Source organism: Amycolatopsis sp. NPDC004079 (assembly GCF_040610415.1).
Classification (GTDB): domain Bacteria; phylum Actinomycetota; class Actinomycetes; order Mycobacteriales; family Pseudonocardiaceae; genus Amycolatopsis; species Amycolatopsis halotolerans.
Genome location: NZ_JBEXMH010000019.1, coordinates 24,998 through 41,956, shown reverse-complemented (window position 1 = coordinate 41,956; position 16,959 = coordinate 24,998). Strand labels below are relative to the sequence as shown.

Below are 16,959 nucleotides of genomic sequence, written 5' to 3'. Positions count from 1 at the left end.
CTTTATCAAGCAGTACGTTGACAATAGGCCCGTCGTGTCCCCGGAGCAAGGGGCAGGCGGAATTCAGCGAACCTTGCGCACCGAGGTCGTCCCGACGTCGACGGCGGCGCCGCTCGCCGCGACCGGCATGAGCGGCGGAACCGGCTGACCGGCCTCGTCGACGAGCACCGAGTGGTCTTCGCCGGGGGAGAAGGCGTGCCGCTCGCCCCATTGCCGGAGCGCGACGACGACGGTGAACAGATCGCGCCCGGCCTGCGTGAGCGAGTAGACCTGCCGTTTGCCGGACTCGGCGGTCTGCCGGTCGAGGACGCCGCGCTCGACCAGGCGGCGCAGCCGGTCGGTGAGGATGTTGCGGGCGATGCCGGTGCGCTGCTGGAAGTCGGTGAACGCCCGCGCGCCGTCCATCGCGTCGCGGACGATCAGCAGGCTCCACCGGTCGCCGACGAGGTCCAGGGTGCGGGCCACCGGACACGACGGGTCGGTCCAGGCCGAGTTCTCGCCCACGGGCGCGCCTCCTTGATGAGTTGCTCTTTGAAACCATTCTGCCGTACGGTGCGATCAGTTGCAATTAGCTACTGATTGGGGGAGTCATGGGCCTCACCACGGGCCGCCGGACGGTGTTCGCCGCAGTGTGCGCGGTCGCCGTCGCGAGCATTTACGCCGCTCAGCCGGTTCTGGCCGAAATCGGCGGAGACCTGGGCGTGCCGGACGCCGGACTGGGCTGGATCGTCGCCGCCGGACAGCTCGGCTACCTGGCCGGACTCGCCGTGCTGGTCCCGCTCGGCGATCTCGTCGACCGCCGCAAGCTCATCGCCGGGCACCTGCTGCTGACCGCCGTGGGCACGGCGCTCGCCGCAGCCGCCACCCAAACTTGGCTGCTGCTAACCGGTTTAGCGCTCGCGGGCCTGTTCGCGGTGGTCGTGCAGACGACAGTCGCCTACGCCGCCGCATTGTCCACTTCGGACGAACGCGGCCGCACGCTCGGCGTCGTGACCTCCGGCGTGGTCATCGGCATCCTCGGCGCACGCGTCGCGGCCGGTGCGCTGGCCGAACTGTGGGGTTGGCGCAGCGTCTACGTCGCACTCGCGGTGCTGCTGGTGACACTCGCCGGTCTCGTCCTGAAGACGATGCCGCCCGACCCGCGCCGCGACGGCACCACCTACCGCCAGGTCCTGACGTCGCTGGGCGGCCTCTTCCGCGAGCCGCTGTTCCTCTCGCGGGGACTGATCGCGTTCTTCCTGTTCGCTTCGTTCGGCGCGCTGTGGAGCGGCCTGTCGCTGCCCCTCGCCGCCGCCCCGTGGAACCTGAGCACCGCGCAGATCGGCCTGTTCGGATTGGTGGGTCTGGCAGGCGCGCTCGGTGCCGCCCGCGCGGGACGTTGGGCGGACGGGGGACACGCGAGCCTCGTCACCGGCGGAGCGCTGGTCCTGCTCGCGGTGTCGTGGCTGGCAGTCGGGCGGCCGTCGCTGTGGCTGCTGGGCGTGGGCGTGCTGGTGCTCGATTTCGCTGTGCAGGCAGTGCATGTCAGCAATCAGCACCTGCTCACCACGGCGCATCCGGACCGCACGAGCAGTGTCATCGGCGGCTACATGATCTTCTACTCGCTTGGCTCTGCCCTGGGCGCGGCCACGACGACCACCGCGTTCTCGGCGGCGGGCTGGACCGGCTCCAGCATCCTGGGCGCGGCGTTCGCCGGGTGCGCGTTCGCGGTGTGGGCTGTGGCTAAGGCCGGAGCTCGGCGGCTGTCGTTGCGAACGCCTTGACCAGCGCGGTCTCCCCGGCGCTGCGCCACATCAATCCCCATTGCGCCAGCGGAGCGTCGCGGAAGGGCACGAAGGCGATGCCCGGTCGCGCGAAGTACTCCGCGGCGTGCGCGGCCAACGGGCAGATTCCTTCGCGCGCGCCGATGACCAGCAGAAGTTCCTGAAAGGTGCGATAGGCGCGCCCGCGGGTGACCGGAACGCCCGCGGGCGTCGTCCACGGCTCGGGCGGCTCCCGCCAGTAGGCGGGCGGCGGGTGCGCGGCGCGCAGGACCGTGTCGCGGCCGAGATCCTCCAAGGTGACGAACTCCCGGCGGGCGAACGGATGCCCGGACGCGACCGCGAGCACCATCGGCTCGGTGTGCACGACCGGTCCGGTCGTGATCGCGGGGTCGGCGACCGGCAGCAGGACCACGGCCAGGTCGGCCTCGCCGGAGCGGAGCGTGGCGAGCGGGTCCTCGAACGGCGCCTCGCTGATGTCGACCTCGCAGCTCGGGTGCCGGGCCCGGAAAGCGCCCGTGACGTCGAAGATCAGGTTCGCCACCGCCGGAGCCTCGAAAGCGAGCCGCAAGGTCCCTTCGACGCCGCGTCCCGCCGCCACCGCACGCTCGATCCCGGCCAGCAGCTGCCGGTAAGCGGGCCGGATGTCGGCCTCCAGCCCGCGACCGAGCGGAGTGAGGGAGACCCGCCGGCTGGTGCGGTCGAACAACCGCGCCCCGATCCGGCGCTCCATCGTCTTGACCGACTGGCTGACCCGCGCCTGCGACACGCGCAGCCGTTCAGCGGTCCGGCCGAAGTGCAGCTCCTCGGCGAGCGCGAGAAAAACCTCGATGTCCCGGTGTTCCACCCACGCCTCCGATCGATAACCCAGAGCTTATCAACCGATGCGCACTTCGTCGTTGTTCGCCCAGCTCAGCGACGGAAAAGTAGTCCTTGTCAGCCAGCTCCACCGAGGAGGAACCGATGTCCGAAACCACCCTGATCCGCGCCGCCGCCGCCGAAGTCCTCTCCGACGCTCCCGGCAGCCTGATCACGCTGCTGGCCGACTCCGGCGGTTTCACCACCAACCGCGCCACCCTGAACGAGGGCGTCTTCGGCACCCCGGCGCACTTCCACACCCGCGCGACCGAGTTCTTCTTCGTCCTCGGCGGCGCACTCCATGTCCTGGCGGGCGACGACCTGCACACCCTCGAAACCGGCGACTTCCTCGCCGTGCCGCCGACCGTCCCGCACGCCTTCGGCCCGGCCGCGGGCTCCGCCGCCGACGTCCTGGTGGTCTTCACTCCCGGCATGGACCGCTTCGACTACTACCGGCTGCTCGACCGCGTGGCCCGCGGCGAGGCGGACCCGAAGGAGATCGCGGCGTCGTCCGAGCAGTACGACAACCACTACGTCGACAGCCCGCGCTGGCGGCAGGCCCGCGCCGACGCGGCCGCCTGAACCCGGCCGACACCCGTGGAGGTCTGCGAAAGGCTGGGCGTTGGCCCGGTGCGCGCGAGGAAGCCGCCCCCGAAACGCAGACGGCGATCGGCCTCCGCGTCGGACTGGCTGGCCGCGCCCGTGCCGCGGACGCGAAACGGCCCCCGCGGGGGGGAGGTCGCGGGGGCCGTTCCTGTTCGGTGGTGGGAGCCAGCTACTGGCCGAGGCTCAAGCGGACCGGCTGGTCCGGCGTCCCTTGAGCTCGGCGAGACGTTCGTTCAGCAGGTCCTCGAGCTCGGGGATGGAGCGGCGCTCCAGCAGCATGTCCCAGTGGGTCCTGGGGGGCTTGACCTTTTTTTGCTCGGGCTGCCCGCCGTCGACGATCTCGGATTCGCTGCCGTGCAGGCGGCACTCCCACACCGTCGGGATCTCGGCGTCGTCGGAGAACGGCACCTCGAACTCGTGGTTCTTGGGGCAGGAGTAGCGCACGGTACGGCGCGGAGCGAGGTCGTGATTGCGGTCGGTCTCGTAGCTGACCGCTCCCAGCCGGCTTCCACGGAGAACACGGTCGGCCATAGTGGGATTCCTTTCAGTCAGCTCCGGGTGGAGCCAGGGTGATGCTCACCCTATGCAACGAACGAGGCATCCGAGAGATTCCCGGCGCCCCATGTCGCTGCTCACGATGAGCTGCGTCACCCGTGGTCTTCAGCTTCCTCCAGAGGGAGTCGTTTCGCCCTCTGACGTGACGCGGATACCGCCTTCTTAGTGCGGATATCCCCCAGTCGGGCTAGTTAGGTTAGCTCTAGGACAACCGTAACTGACCGTGCTGGGCGGCAGCGGGTCCCAGATCCCCCGAGCGGAAGTGCCGACGGCACAGTACCTGATAACGGACCGTGACCATTTCGGCATCAGACCGTGCTGAAGCTGAAGGTTCAACTACGGAGTGTTCGGTATCTGCTACCACAACGGTGTCTCCGTCACGGAGAATCACGTCGTCGCGGACCCGCGCGTTGAACCGGCCGGGCAGCCCGCACCAGCAGAGCACCTCGACCTGGACCGGCTGCAGTTCGTCGGCGAGTTCGAACAGCCGGGCGGCCCCGGGGAACAGCGTGCTGCGGAAGTCGGTCGCGATCCCGAAGCAGTACACGTCGATGCCCGCCTCGTCGGCGAGTTCGGCCAGCTGGTCGACCTGGACGGGGGAGAGGAACTGCGCCTCGTCCACGATCACGTAGTCCACGTGCTGCCCGCGCGCCCACTGCTCGCGCACCAGGTCCCGGATGTCGGTGCCGGTCGCGACCTCGGTCGCCCGCCGCGCGATGCCGATCCGGCTGGTGATCTGCGGCGCGCCGGACCGGTCGTGGCGGACCAGCACGAGCCCGCGGCGGCCCTGGCGCGCGTGGTTGTGGTCGATCTGCAGCGCGAGCGTCGACTTCCCGCAGTCCATCGGGCCGTAGCAGAACTTCAGCCGTCCCCGCGCGGGACCGTTGCGCCGGGCCCCGGCCGGCGGGGCCGCGGAAAGCGCGTCGGTGGGGTCCTCGAGAACAACGTCGTCTGCAGCGGTCACGACGCCCGACCCTATCTGGGCCTCACAGCACCTCCGGCGGACGGTTGCCGGCGGCCGCGATCGCGCGCCGCACCGGGACCAGCGCGACGAACACGAACCCGAGCACGAAGAACACCACGAGCGCGATGATCGCCAGCCGGAACGACCCGGTCGCCTGCCCCACGCCGGCGAACACGAGCGGCCCCAGCCACGACGTGCCCTTCTCGCCCACGACGTAGAGCGAGTAGTACTGGGCGTCCTTCCCGGCCGGGATCATCTGGCTGAACAGCGACCTGGCCAGCGCGTTCGTCCCGCCCAGCACCAGCCCGATGCCGATCGCCACGGCGAAGAACTGCAATGGCTGCCTCGGCTGCACGAAGTACGCCCCGCCGAGCACCACGACCCAGAGCACGAGACTGACCAGGATCGTCCGCTTCGCGCCGAGCCGCCGCGCGAGCAGGCCGTGCAGGACGCCGCCGGCGTAGGCGAGGAACTGGATCACCAGCACCGTGATGATCAACACTTCGTCGGAGAACCGGAGCTCGTCCTTCCCGTACTGTGCCGAGACCGTGACGACGGTGTTGATGCCGTCCGCGAAGAGCAGGTAACTGCCGAGGAAGGCGAGCGTGAGCGGATACGCCTTCGCCTCGGCGAGCGTCTGGCGCAGCTCGCGGAAACCGGACCGCAGCACGGAAACCCCGCGCGCGGTCTCGGTCGGCACGTGGACGCGGGGGAGCCGCCGCAGCGTCGGGACGGTGAAGACGGCCCACCAGATGCCCGAAGTCAGAAAGCAGATGCGCACCGCGAGACCGGTGTCGATGCCGAGGGACTCCCGGCTGAGGTAGAACGCGAGCTGCAGCGCGAGCGCGAGCCCGCCGCCGAGGTAGCCGAACGCCCAGCCCTTGGCCGAAACGTCGTCGCGCTCGTCCGGCGTCGCGATGTCCACCAGGAACGAGTAGTAGACGACCAGCGAACCGCCGTACCCGATGTTCGCGAGGATGAACAGCGCCGCGCCCAGCTGCCAGTCCGAACCGGCCATGAAGAACATCAGCGCCGACGCCACCGCGCCCAGCACCGCGAACCCGCCGAGGATCTTGCGTTTGTTGCGGCTGCGGTCGGCCACCGCGCCCGCGATCGGCAGCACCAGAACCTGCACCACGGTCGCCACCGACAGCAGGTAGCCCCACAGCGAACCGGCGGGGAAGTGGAGGCCGAACACCGACACGTCGCAGTGGTTGAGCTTGTCGTCCGCTCCGGCCGCGTTGAGACAAGCCCTGTCCCCGTTAAGGGTGATGTTCTGCTTCGCGTCCGCCGCCGCGACGGTGCTCATATACAGCGCGCCGAACACGGTCGTGACCGACGAATAGAACGGCGAGTTGGCCCAGTCGTAGAAGTACCAGCCCCACCGTTCCCGCTTGCTGTCCCGGGTCTCGGCCAGCGTCATCCACGGCTCCTCGTTCGGTCATGAATCTCCAGGTCGCGCCGGACATTACTGCCGAGAGGGCAGCCGGTACCGCCGAAGGGGGCAAACCGTGTCCGGTTCGTCGCTTCCGGTTTCCGCCACGCCGCGCGCAGGAACACGCGACACGCCGGGCCGGGCGTGTCGCTGCCGCGATATCCGGGCGTGTCATGTGAGACTGCTGTGCGTGGTGTGACTCTTGTGGTCCATGAGTCACGTGCTTAGTGTGCGTGGCATGACCAACCGCGTTCGCACTGCCAGACGGGCCGCCGCTCGAGCCTTGCTGCTCGTGGTCGCCGTCCTCGGCATGGAACTCGTCGTCACCGGCGCCGCCTCCGCGGACCCCCGCTCGGACACCTGGGCCAAGCTCCGCATGTGCGAGTCGAGCGGCCGCTACACGATCAACACCGGCAACGGCTACTACGGCGCCTACCAGTTCGACCTCTCCACCTGGCGCAGCGTCGGCGGCCAGGGCCGCCCCGACCAGGCCAGCCCCCGCGAGCAGGACTACCGCGCGCTGTACCTGTACCGGATGCGCGGCTGGCAGCCGTGGGAATGCGGCGGCATGCTCGGCCTGTCCAACGACGGCGACGCCCGCAGCAAGCGCGTCCCGTCCTGGGAAGAGGCCGCCTACATCGGCGGCGGCGGACTGCCGACGCCGCCCGCGCCCAAGCCGCAGCCCACCCCGCCGCCGGGACCGCCCGGCGCGACTCCCGCCTGGCCCGGCCTCGTCTACGCCTACGGCGACTGCGCGCCCGCGCTGCGCACGTTCCAGCTGCGGATGAACGCCTTCGGCTACGGCTTCAGCGGCACCGGCTGCTACTACGACAAGACCCGCACCGCGGTCCTGGACCTGCAGCGCGCCAACGGCATCAACGACTCGGGCCGGCTCGGTCCGAAGACGTGGAGGGCCGCGTGGGAGGGCAAGGCTCCGCGCTGACCCGCCCCGCTTCGGCGTAGCGCGCGGCGAGCTGCTGGAACGCTTCCGCGAGTTCGGCCGGGCCGACGACTTCGAGATCAGCGTCGACCCGGCCGAACGAAGCGGCCAGCCCGCGCCACGACCAAGCCCCGAGACTCACCCGGCACCGGTCCGGCCCGAGCGCCTCGACGACCCCGTCGGCCAGATAACTCGCCGCCTCGCTCGCCGGGAGACGCAGGATCACCTCGCCGCGACAGGGCCATTCGCCGGACAGATCCGTCCCGCGGAACTTGGCGGCCACGAACGCGGCGACGTCGGACAGCCCGCGCTCGGCGAACCGCGGCCCGGTGGGCGTCCGCGGCGTGATCCGGTCCGCGCGGAAGATGCGCCAGTCCTCGCGATCGAGATCCCACGCGACCAGATACCACCGCTGGCCCCACGTCACGAGATGATGCGGCTCCACGCGCCGAGGCGGCGTATCCGTTGGGGCGTAATCGAATCGCAGCACCTCCCGGGCCCGCACCGCGGCGCTCAACGCGACGAGCGTCTGCGGATCCGCGCTGGGGGCCGGGCGCTCGACGGCAGTGAAGCTCAAGGCGTCCACCCGATGCCGCAACCGCGCGGGCATCACCTGCCGCACGGTCTGCAGCGCCCGCTTCGCCGCCTCCTCGATGCCGGCTCCGGTCGCCGCTTGCAACGCGATCGCCAGCGCGACCGCCTGATCGTCGTCGAACAGCAACGGCGGAAGCCGCGCACCGGCGTCGAGCCGGTAACCGCCGTCCGGCCCCTTCGTCGTGACGATCGGATAGCCCAGCTCCCGCAGCCGGTCGACGTCGCGGCGCACCGTGCGCGGACTGACCTCCAGCCGCTCGGCCAGCAGCGCACCCGGCCAATCCCGCCGAGCCTGAAGCAACGAGAGCAGCGACAACAGCCGCGCGGAGGTCTTCGGCACGCCCTTGATCCTGCCTCGAGCAGCGGTCAGGTTCTGTCCGCTACTTCCACGCACCCCGTTCCCGCAGCACCTCGCGCAGCAGATCCGGCCGGTCCGTGACGATGCCGTGCACGCCGAGGTCCAGCAGCGTCCGCATCTGGTCCGCGTCGTCGATCGTCCACGTGTGCACCTCGAACCCGCGCCGCACCGCCGACTTCACGAACGAACGGTCGACCACCGTCAACGGCCCCTGCCGCACCGGAACCTGCGCGAGCCAGCCCGCGGAGAACCGGCTGATCGGCAGCAGCGGAGCCCACCCGTTCGCCCACAACAGGAACGCCGACCGCGGCCCCATCGCGGTCAGCAGCTTCGGCCCGGCCAGCCGGCGCAGCCGAGCGAGCCGGGAGTCCGAAAAGGACGCCGCCGCGACCCGGTCGATCGCCCCGGTCCGCTGCAGCGCCCGCACGAACGGGACCACCGCGCCGTCGGCCTTCACGTCGATGTTGAAGAACGCCTCCGGCAGCTCCTCGAGCAGATCCTCCAGCCGCGACAACGGCGCCCGGCCGTCGATCTTCACGTCCTTGAGCTGCGCCCAGGTCTGCGTCGCGATCGCCCCGCGCCCGTCGGTCGTCCGATCGAGCGTCGAGTCGTGGTGGACGACGACCACGCCGTCCGACGTGGCGTGCACGTCGGTCTCCAGATAGCGATACCCCTCGGCCGCCGCGCGCTGGAACGCCGGCAGCGAGTTCTCCAGCCCCTCCAGGTCGCCGAGATGCCAGCCGCGGTGGGCGAAGGCGCGGGGGAGCGAGTCGGCGAGGTACGGAAACGGTGGACGCATGCTTCCAGTCTGCGCCATCGGTGTGGCCCCGTCGTGAGAACGTGATGGACAGCTAGAGTCCGGCGGGTGAGGGAACTGGCCGAAACCGCTCTGACCGGCGACGAACGCGTCGTGCCGCGCCGCACGAACGCCCCGAAACACTGCGGCTGGTGCGGCCGCCGCCTGCCCGAAGCGGGCAACGTCGGACGCCGCCGACGCTACTGCGGGCAATCCTGCCGCCAACGCGCGTACGAACGCCGGACCGCCCTGCAGCGCAGCGGCCTGCCCGAGGACGCGGTCGTGCTGTCGGACACCGAGATCGCCGCGTTGCAGGACCGGCTCTTCCAGCTGCGTTGCGCGGCGGAGGACATCGTGACCGCTGCCCAGGACGGCGCGACTGCGGGGGAGCTGCGACAGCTCGCCGAGGAGATCGCTACAGCGGCCAAGGATCTCGAACAGCTTCGCTGAGGCTATTTGTTTCCCCCGAAACTCGCTGTCTGACCTGCTGACTATTTTCGGTTATGCCAATTGACACAAGTGGCCTCGCGGCTCTAGTGTTCCCGCCATGGACGAACCCCGAGGGCGAGGCCGGCCCCGCAAAAGCCCCGCGGCCCCGGCGCGCTGGACGCCCCCGGAAGGCTGGTCGCGGCTGGTCGCCTGGATCTCCCCGGAGGAGAAGAAGGCGCTGAAGCACGTCGCGGTCGAAGCGGACGTGTCGGTCGCGGACCTCGTCCGGTCGCTGGCGAGCGGACTGGCCGAGGGCGTCGTCAGCCACGAGGAACTACTGGGGCATGTCAGGAGAGGGAACCAAGTCATGGAGAAGATCCCCACGCTCTTCGAACGCGACGAGCGCTTCCAGGTGGTCGACCGGCCCCGCGCCGAATGCGCGTGGGTCTTCGACGGGGCCGGAGTGGGGACCGAGAAACTCGACGGCACCAACGTTCGCCTGACCGTCCGCTCCGGCCTCCTGGTCCGCGTCGAAAAGCGCCGCAACCCCAGCAAGGCCCAGAAACAGCAAGGAATCGTGGACGGCTGGTACGTCGACACCGACGAGACCTCCGCCGACGACAAGTGGATCCTCGCCGCCGCCGGGAACACCGACGTGTCGGAGTGGGCGGACGGGGAGCACCCGTGCGAAGCGCTCGGGCCGCGCATCCAGGGCAACCCGCTGGCCTTGCCGGAGCACCGGTGCGTGCCGTTCGACTTCCAAGCGCCCGCGGTGCGGGACGTCCCGCGCAGCTACCAGGGCCTGCGCGAGTTCCTGACCACTTTGGACAGCAAGTTTTCGCCGGGCCACCTCGCGGAAGGGATCGTGTTCCACCACCCGGACGGACGGCGGGCGAAGATCAAGCGCAAGGACTTCCCCCGGAGCACGACGGCCGCCTGAATTCGAGTTGACCTTCCAGCGGGTGGAAGGTGCAGATTGAGGGCATGGACGAAGCGACCGGCCGCTACCCGATCGGAGAGCTTGCCCGCCGCACCGGACTGTCCGCGCGGACGATCCGATTCTGGTCCGACAGCGGAGTAATCCCGCCCGCGGAACGGTCCGCGGGCGGCTACCGGCTCTACAGCGCCGACGCGGTCGGCCGCCTGCACCTGGTCAGGACGCTGCGCGAACTCGGCTTCGGCCTGGACGCGGTGCGCGAGGTACTCGACAGCCGATCCACGCTGGCCGAAATCGCCGCGAGCCACGTCGAGGCACTCGAAGCCCAGATCCAGCTCTTGCGGCTGAACCGCGCGGTCCTGCTCAACGCCCTCAGCCGAGACAACAAGACCGAAGGACTGGCCCTGATGCACGAACTCGCCCGGTTATCGGCCCGCGAACGGCAACAGCTCATCGACGGCTTCGTCGACAAGATCTTCGCCGGGGTCGACGACCCGGACGCTCTGGTCATCGCCGAGTTCATGCGAGAGATGCCGCCGCAGTTGCCCGACGACCCGACTTCCGCTCAGGTGGACGCCTGGATAGAGCTGGCCGAACTCGTCTCCGACGACGACTTCCAGCACACGATGCGGCAGATGGTGCTCCGCGGCGAATCCGACTACCGCATCGACTTCGGCCTCACCATCCGCCCGGGCGTCCTCGAACACGCTGGTCCCGCGGCGGAGGAGGGGATCGCACCGGAATCGGCTGCCGGTCACGCGATCCTCGACCGGATCGTGCCCGCTGACTGCGACTCGCGAGCCCTGCTCGAATGGCTTGACCTGGTCGCCGAACCGCGCGTCGAACGCTACTGGGAACTGCTGAGCCTGATCGACAATCGCCCGCCGGAACCGCGCAGCGTGCCTGCTTTCGCGTGGCTCGCTGCCGCCCTGCGCGCACACCGATAACGCCGGGACGGCGTGGCTGAACAGGACCTGTTCAGCCACGCCGGGCACAGGGGAGAGGCTGATGGTGGCCTCCGCGCGGGCAGGGGTTCATTGACACGGCCGAGAACCAGCATCCGCTCGACTCGTTGCGGCAGGGTCGCTGCATCCCGGGCCTGGATCGCCTGTTGGCACACAGCGCGCACTCGCTGCAATCCGCGCGCGGGCCCCGGCTTACGACTGCGGAAGCTCCGCCGCCCGCGCCAAATTCTCCAGCGACGCCGTCAAATTGTCCGTTGTCATGGACCGCGCGCGGGTGTTGCGCATCGTGTCGTCGGGATCCAGCTCGGACCAGTCGTAGGTGTGCGTCACCTCAGTCCGCGTCGCGCTCAGCGGGTTCAGTTCCCAACGCCACAAATGCCCCGGCGGCTCCTTGCCCGGCTCCGACGGACGCCACGCCACCCGGCGCGCCTCCTCGAACTCCACGATGCGGTTCTCCCGAACCCAGCCGTTCGTGAGGGTCGTCGTGAACACCTCGCCGACCGCGTGAACCCGCTGGCCCGGCTTCGCCTCGGCCAGGTTGTCGTTGCCGTCCCAGCTGGGCTGCCGCACCGGATCGGCGATCAGCTCGAAAATCCGCTCCGCCGGTGCCTCGATCTCACGGCTGGCGCGCACGACGCGCGAAGGTTCGTCAGTCACGCGCTCATGCAATCACATCGACCTCCCGCGCAGTGCCCTCTCGAGAAGACTCCTCCCGAGCCAACCCGTTGAGCGCCCGATACGTGCGGTTGCTCGCCGCGGCGGCTCGCTGTTCCCGGCCGGTCGCTTCGATGTAGTTCTGACTCGTCGCGAGGCTCGCGTGACCCAGCAGCGACATGATCTCCGACGCGGTCGCACCGTCCTCGGCCAGCCGCGTGGCGAAGGTGTGCCGCAACGCGTGGAGATTCGCGCCCGTCGGCACGCGGTCGTGCAAACCCGCCCACCGGTAACACGACTTCACCAGATACTCCAGCGCACCGCGCCCGATCGGGTTGCCCGCCCGGTCCCGCAGCAACGGCTCGTTCGACGAAAAACGATGCCGGGGAAACCGTCGACGGCACGAAGCCTGGTAGTCCTCGATCAGTTTCGCCATCGCCGGCTGCACCGGGATCGACCGGTCCCGGCTGCCCTTGCCGTGGACGTGCAGCCTCAGTTCACCGTCTCGCCCGACGACCGACCGCGGCGTGAGCGCGCGCATTTCCGCTGCCCGCAGTCCCGCGACCAGCCCGAGCGCCAGAACCAGCACGTCCCGCTCCGGCCAAGGATCCCGCGCGCGCCGCGCACCGTCGGCCGCCGCGGTGAGCAGCTGCTCGGGAGTTTCCTCGCCCCGCAACGGTTTCGGAGTGAGCGGGGGAGTCTTGGGCCGGGCGACTGCTCCCATCGGGTTGCCCGGGAGCAGTCCGTCGGACACGCAGAAGGTGAGGAACTGGTTCCACGTCGACCACGCGCGCAACACCGAGCTTTTCGCGTGGTTGTCGGCAAACACGCCGAAGGCAGCCCGCAGCACCGGCGCTGTCAGCTCTTCGACGTCCGCCTCGGCGCGACCCAACTCGGCCAGCAGGAGAGCGGTGATCCCGGCGAGATCGCGCCGATAAGCGGCAGTGGTGTGCGGCGAGTCCTTGCGCGGCCGCCGTGCCGCGAAGAACGCTTGCTGTGCCTCGGAAACGAGCATAGTGATCTTGTACCGCACAGCACCGACAATTTCGACGCTGCTTCGGCCCTACCTGTTGTCTGATATATGATGCATAATAGCGATTATGCATGAAACATGGCCGTGGAAGGGGTTTGACGAGGTTTGAGAAGGGGCTGGATCCCCTTGGGGGACAGCGCCTTTCGATCACTCCACTCGCGCTTGGATGCTCCCTGCGTTGCGTGAAAAGTCGGTGTTCGCGCGTGCCTCTGTGCAGCGAATCCACCTGACGCTGGGTCCGGTCTGCGACGCGTTCATCTGGTCGAGTGGATCTTCAAGTCGTCCGAGTCAGCCTCAGCGTGTTGGAGAAAGTTGTTGTGCTCCAACCTCAACGTCCAGCCAGTCGTGCTTAATTCGTCACGGTGACGAATTAAGCACGACTGCACCCGGTGGATCCCGTCGGGGATTCCAGGCTCTTCGCCGAGACGGCACCTGAGGCTCCGCAGGAACTTGGCCCAGCGTCCACCTGTGACGGAGAGGCAAGCCAGCTGATGCTCGGCGAGCCAGGAATGCTCCAGAGGACGCGTGCGGAGACAAGTCGTGCGACAGCATCAGAAACCTCTGGAGAAACCCCTCCTCGGCACGCTGATCCGCAGGTCGCCAAAACGCCGATAATGTACATTATGTCAAGTAAGCTGCTTGAGCAGCACCCAGACCACTCACCCGCCTGAGAGTCAGCGCTGGGAAGGTCGGATCCTGATCTGGTGGTTATGGGCGGCGTGCCACAGCACTTCGCCGACGACGGCGTCTCCGACCGCTGGCAGCGACGTGCCGCACGGCAACGCCGTCACCTCAACCAACCCCAGCGCGTCGGGCACGCCATCGATCCGCACGAATACTCCGAACCGCTGTCGGCCGATCACCTTGCCCGTAATCGACGTCCCCACCGGCAAGGACTCGATCGTCGCCGCCCATGCCGCACGAGCCCGGCCCACGAGGCGCTCGTCTGGCCAGGAATACTCGTCCACAGTACGAGTATTCCAGCCATTCCGGCCTCACCACACCAGCGGACCGTCGATGTCCACGTACGTGCCCGTCGGTCCGTCCGTGCCCACCTGAGCCATCCGGACGATGATCTCCGCGCCTTGCTCAACGGACTGTCCGCCGCGGCGTCCGTTGATGTCCGTGTTCGTGTAGCCGGGTTCGACGGCGTTGATCCGGATCTCCGGAAACGCCTTCGCGTACTGCACAGTCACCATGTTCACCGCGGCCTTCGACGCCGGGTACGCCACGCCCCGGTACGCGTGCTGATGCGTCGCCTGGTCGGCCATCCTGCCCAGCGATCCCAGCGCGCTGCTGACGTTCACCACCGCCGGCGCGGATGAGCGTCGCAGGAGCGGCATAAACGCGTGAAGCACTCGCACGACGCCGAAGACGTTGGTGTCGAACGTTTCCCGCATCAGGTCGGCAGTCACGTCCGGTGCGCCGACCGGTTCCCCATCGCTGCCCAGTTCGATGGCGATGCCTGCGTTGTTGACGAGGACGTCCAGTCCCCCGTCAGCCTCGACGGTTTTCGCCGCGGCGAGGACTGACGCGTCGTCGGTGACGTCGAGCTGAACGGTTCGTGCGCCGAGTTCCTCCGCGGCCCGCTGGCCTCGGGCGGCGTCGCGCGCGCCGATGTAGACGGTGTGTCCGGCGGCAACCAAGCGGCGGGCGGTTTCGTAGCCGAGTCCTTTGGTGGCACCGGTGATGAGCGTTGTGGTCATGGCCGCGAAGGTAGGTGCTGGAGCGCGGACCAGGTCAAGGATCGGTGGCAGGATGGGTAGATGCCGCTGCCGGAGCCGACTCGGTACGCGCCGACCGGACTGTGTCACCTGATTCTGGAGGTGCTCGCCTACGCCGCGGACGAGGCCGAGGATCTGGGTGCGGGCCGGGCGGTCGTCGAATTCCACCCGGACGGTTCGGTTTCGGTGTCGGACGACGGTCGCGGGACGCAGATGGCGGTCGGCGACGACGGGCGGCCGGTGCGGAAGCCGGTGATGGCGACGAAAGACTTCCGGTATTTCGATTTTCCGCCGGCCACTCCCCTCCCGGACGGGCATCCTCGATACGGGATGTCGGTGGTCGCGGCGTTGAGCGAGTGGCTGGTGCACACGAATCGCCGTGCGGAGGGGGCGTGGACGCAGCGGTATCGCCACGGCGTCCCGGTTGACGATTTGGTTGCGGTGCCCGCGGATGGCACTACCGGGACGAGCGTTCGCTTCCTCCCTGCCGCTGGTCTCGACAACGGCGTTTCGGCGGAGTCGTTGCGGCCGTTGGCGGAGCGGTTGAGCGAGGTGCTGGCGGTCGAGGTTTAGTCCACTCCCCTGGGCGGTCCTTGGCTGATGCGGCGCAGGGTGGGTTCGAGGCGGTCGAGGTCGCTGGTGGTGATCAGCTGCCGTTCGTCCCACCAGGTCGCGCCGGCTTCGGCGAGCGGGGCGATCAGGTCGCGGGCTCGGGCCGGGTCGCCCGGGGTGCGGCCGCCGACGACGAATTCGAACTTCTCCCCCGCGCCGTGTTTTCGGGCGTAGGACACGACATCGCGGACGTCTTCCGCTGCCGGGACGACGCCGTGGGTGGCGTTTGTGAACAGCGGGGCGATGCCGTCCCAGCGCGCGGCGCGGCGGACGGGCCGGCGGTTGGGCCACACGGCGGCGAGCCAGACGGGCGGGCGCGGCTGTTGGACCGTGGCGGGCAGGAGGGTGACGTCGCGGGCTTGGTAGTGCTTGCCGTCGTGGTTGACGGGGTTTCCGGACCAGTACTGGTCGAGGAGGCCGAGGCTTTCGTCGAGATGCTCGGCCAGCAGCACGGGGTCGGTGGGTTCGCCGAAGCTGCCGAATTCGTCCTGGATCGGTCCGCCGAGGCCGGCGCCGAAGATGACCCGTCCGCCGCTGAGGGCGTCGAGGGTGGCGACCTGGCGGGCGAGGTGCTCGGGACGGCGGCGGGGCACCGCGGTGACCAGCGTGCCGAGCTTGAGGGTGGAGGTCGCGAGCGCGGCCGCGGTCAGCAGCATCCAGGGATCGCCGAACGGCTGGCCGCGGCGTTTGTCCTTGTCGTGGACGACGTGGTCCCAGAGGAACAGCGCGTCCCAGCCTTCTTGTTCGGCCGCCGCGGCCACTCTCGCCACGGTCCGGGCGTCGGCGAAATCGCCGAAGTTCGGGATGTTGATCGAGAAGCGCATACGGGAAATGGTCCTGGCGAGAGAGGCGGTACGGCAAGCGAATAACCGGCCCGTCACGGAATTCTCGCTACGCTGTACCGGCGTGCAGGTGGCAGCCGAACCCTTCGCCTCCCGTGCTGATCGCGAGGCACGAGTCCGGCGCTCTCGGTGCGGGCCGCGCGGGAGACCTGGACGGATCCCCGCTCCGCCCGCATCCGCTTCAGGCGCGGCTGTTGGGGCGCTTGCGCGCCGGTCGGCGCGGGGTGGCCGGGCCGAAGTCCCGCCACAGCACCAGCGTGTCGCGTCCTCGACGGGGGCGCGGTGCCTTGCTCCGGACGTAAGAACGCGCCCGAAGCCTCCGCTCCCGGTCGAGCCAGGTCAAGAACCCGCCCGGAATCAAGCACAACGACGGCACGAAGCTGAACACCATCGCCACGGTGAGCCCCCATGGGTCGTTGGCCAGGTCGCTGGTGCGCAGCCGGTCGGGGTCTGCCGGGTCGTACATCACGGTGACCGTGTCCCCGACCCGCGGTACGGGCTCGCTCGATGTCCTGCTGAGCACCCGTACCCGGTCGTCGCCGTCCACCATGAAGCGCACATGGACGAAGCCGGACCGCGAGGGGCGATCGCCGTTGACCACGACGACCGTGCCCTGCACCCGAACTCCGCTGGCAGCAAGGTCGTCCGCGCGGTTTTGCAGGAAGATCCCGCTCGAAACGAACACGCTGAACAACACGATGCCGGAGACCGCCATGAGCACGCCCACTCGCCGACGGCGAACGGCCAGTCTCGCCGTCTCGAACCGGCCGGCGTCTTCCGCGCCGACCCGTCCCCCTGCCGTCCCGAACCGGAGAAAGTCTTCCACGCCGTCCCCCGCCCGCGTCTACAGCGGCTTTCGCACCTTCGGCCCAGCGTAGAGCTGCTCCATACCCTGGT

Annotated in this window: 20 protein-coding genes; 7 read left to right on the top strand and 13 right to left on the bottom strand. The window is 69.2% G+C overall.

Annotated elements, in window-relative coordinates:
* Positions 1-63: 63 nt before the first annotated feature.
* A complete protein-coding gene (locus ABZX37_RS21070; protein WP_354741870.1) occupies positions 64-504 on the bottom strand; it encodes a helix-turn-helix domain-containing protein in 441 nt (146 codons plus the stop codon).
* An 86-nt stretch (positions 505-590) separates the two neighbouring features.
* Between ABZX37_RS21070 and ABZX37_RS21065 the strand changes: the two genes are divergently transcribed.
* On the top strand, positions 591-1,763 hold the full coding sequence (locus tag ABZX37_RS21065) for an MFS transporter (protein ID WP_354741868.1): 1,173 nt from the start codon (positions 591-593) through the stop codon (positions 1,761-1,763).
* Here the strand turns inward: ABZX37_RS21065 and ABZX37_RS21060 are convergent.
* Positions 1,723-2,607: a LysR family transcriptional regulator gene (locus ABZX37_RS21060; RefSeq protein WP_354741866.1), complete on the bottom strand. Its 885-nt coding sequence runs from the start codon at positions 2,605-2,607 to the stop codon at positions 1,723-1,725. The genes ABZX37_RS21065 and ABZX37_RS21060 overlap by 41 nt on opposite strands.
* Positions 2,608-2,723: 116 nt before the next feature.
* On the opposite strand from ABZX37_RS21060, the gene ABZX37_RS21055 reads away from it, so the two are divergent.
* On the top strand, positions 2,724-3,200 hold the full coding sequence (locus ABZX37_RS21055; RefSeq protein ID WP_354741864.1) for a cupin domain-containing protein: 477 nt from the start codon (positions 2,724-2,726) through the stop codon (positions 3,198-3,200).
* Between the two features lie 207 nt (positions 3,201-3,407).
* Here the strand turns inward: ABZX37_RS21055 and ABZX37_RS21050 are convergent, their stop codons facing one another.
* From ABZX37_RS21050 to ABZX37_RS21040, 3 genes are all read right to left on the bottom strand, one after another.
* Positions 3,408-3,755 carry an RNA polymerase-binding protein RbpA gene (locus tag ABZX37_RS21050; RefSeq protein ID WP_009078445.1) on the bottom strand — a complete coding sequence of 116 codons (348 nt, stop codon included), beginning with the start codon at positions 3,753-3,755 and terminating at the stop codon, positions 3,408-3,410.
* Between the two features lie 226 nt (positions 3,756-3,981).
* A complete protein-coding gene (locus ABZX37_RS21045; RefSeq protein ID WP_354741862.1) occupies positions 3,982-4,743 on the bottom strand; it encodes a thymidine kinase in 762 nt (253 codons plus the stop codon).
* A 22-nt stretch (positions 4,744-4,765) separates the two neighbouring features.
* Complete coding sequence (locus tag ABZX37_RS21040; RefSeq protein WP_354741860.1) at positions 4,766-6,166, bottom strand: MFS transporter; 1,401 nt, start codon at positions 6,164-6,166, stop codon at positions 4,766-4,768.
* Between the two features lie 250 nt (positions 6,167-6,416).
* Here ABZX37_RS21040 and ABZX37_RS21035 point away from each other — a divergent pair, with 250 nt between their 5' ends.
* Positions 6,417-7,121 (top strand): transglycosylase family protein, encoded by a 705-nt coding sequence (locus tag ABZX37_RS21035; RefSeq protein WP_354741858.1) that lies wholly within the window; start codon positions 6,417-6,419, stop codon positions 7,119-7,121.
* Here the strand turns inward: ABZX37_RS21035 and ABZX37_RS21030 are convergent.
* Entirely contained in the window at positions 7,054-8,052 is a 999-nt protein-coding gene (locus ABZX37_RS21030; RefSeq protein ID WP_354741856.1) for a YafY family protein, read from the bottom strand. The two genes, ABZX37_RS21035 and ABZX37_RS21030, sit on opposite strands and share 68 nt — an antisense overlap.
* A 40-nt stretch (positions 8,053-8,092) precedes the next feature.
* Positions 8,093-8,869: a glycerophosphodiester phosphodiesterase family protein gene (locus tag ABZX37_RS21025; protein WP_354741854.1), complete on the bottom strand. Its 777-nt coding sequence runs from the start codon at positions 8,867-8,869 to the stop codon at positions 8,093-8,095.
* A gap of 75 nt (positions 8,870-8,944) precedes the next feature.
* Here ABZX37_RS21025 and ABZX37_RS21020 point away from each other — a divergent pair, with 75 nt between their 5' ends.
* The 3 genes from ABZX37_RS21020 to ABZX37_RS21010 all read left to right on the top strand — a co-directional run bounded on the left by ABZX37_RS21020 (position 8,945) and on the right by ABZX37_RS21010 (position 11,179).
* Positions 8,945-9,316, top strand: a complete 372-nt coding sequence (locus tag ABZX37_RS21020; RefSeq protein WP_354742036.1) for a hypothetical protein — start codon at positions 8,945-8,947, stop codon at positions 9,314-9,316.
* A gap of 97 nt (positions 9,317-9,413) precedes the next feature.
* Positions 9,414-10,235 (top strand): hypothetical protein, encoded by an 822-nt coding sequence (locus tag ABZX37_RS21015; protein WP_354741852.1) that lies wholly within the window; start codon positions 9,414-9,416, stop codon positions 10,233-10,235.
* Between the two features lie 44 nt (positions 10,236-10,279).
* Positions 10,280-11,179 (top strand): MerR family transcriptional regulator, encoded by a 900-nt coding sequence (locus tag ABZX37_RS21010; RefSeq protein ID WP_354741850.1) that lies wholly within the window; start codon positions 10,280-10,282, stop codon positions 11,177-11,179.
* 210 nt (positions 11,180-11,389) lie between these two features.
* Here ABZX37_RS21010 and ABZX37_RS21005 read toward each other — a convergent pair whose 3' ends face one another.
* The 4 genes from ABZX37_RS21005 to ABZX37_RS20990 all read right to left on the bottom strand — a co-directional run bounded on the left by ABZX37_RS21005 (position 11,390) and on the right by ABZX37_RS20990 (position 14,590).
* On the bottom strand, positions 11,390-11,854 hold the full coding sequence (locus tag ABZX37_RS21005; RefSeq protein ID WP_354741848.1) for an SRPBCC family protein: 465 nt from the start codon (positions 11,852-11,854) through the stop codon (positions 11,390-11,392).
* Positions 11,855-11,858: 4 nt separating this feature from the next.
* Complete coding sequence (locus tag ABZX37_RS21000; protein WP_354741846.1) at positions 11,859-12,884, bottom strand: tyrosine-type recombinase/integrase; 1,026 nt, start codon at positions 12,882-12,884, stop codon at positions 11,859-11,861.
* A 674-nt stretch (positions 12,885-13,558) separates the two neighbouring features.
* On the bottom strand, positions 13,559-13,852 hold the full coding sequence (locus tag ABZX37_RS20995; protein WP_354741844.1) for a hypothetical protein: 294 nt from the start codon (positions 13,850-13,852) through the stop codon (positions 13,559-13,561).
* 27 nt (positions 13,853-13,879) lie between these two features.
* On the bottom strand, positions 13,880-14,590 hold the full coding sequence (locus tag ABZX37_RS20990) for an SDR family NAD(P)-dependent oxidoreductase (RefSeq protein WP_354741842.1): 711 nt from the start codon (positions 14,588-14,590) through the stop codon (positions 13,880-13,882).
* Positions 14,591-14,650: 60 nt separating this feature from the next.
* Between ABZX37_RS20990 and ABZX37_RS20985 the strand changes: the two genes are divergently transcribed.
* Positions 14,651-15,181: a hypothetical protein gene (locus ABZX37_RS20985; RefSeq protein WP_354741840.1), complete on the top strand. Its 531-nt coding sequence runs from the start codon at positions 14,651-14,653 to the stop codon at positions 15,179-15,181.
* Here the strand turns inward: ABZX37_RS20985 and ABZX37_RS20980 are convergent.
* Together ABZX37_RS20980 and ABZX37_RS20975 are read right to left on the bottom strand one after the other, a co-directional pair.
* Positions 15,178-16,044: an LLM class flavin-dependent oxidoreductase gene (locus ABZX37_RS20980; protein ID WP_354741838.1), complete on the bottom strand. Its 867-nt coding sequence runs from the start codon at positions 16,042-16,044 to the stop codon at positions 15,178-15,180. The genes ABZX37_RS20985 and ABZX37_RS20980 overlap by 4 nt on opposite strands.
* 199 nt (positions 16,045-16,243) lie before the next feature.
* On the bottom strand, positions 16,244-16,888 hold the full coding sequence (locus ABZX37_RS20975) for a DUF3592 domain-containing protein (RefSeq protein WP_354741836.1): 645 nt from the start codon (positions 16,886-16,888) through the stop codon (positions 16,244-16,246).
* Positions 16,889-16,959: the final 71 nt, after the last annotated feature.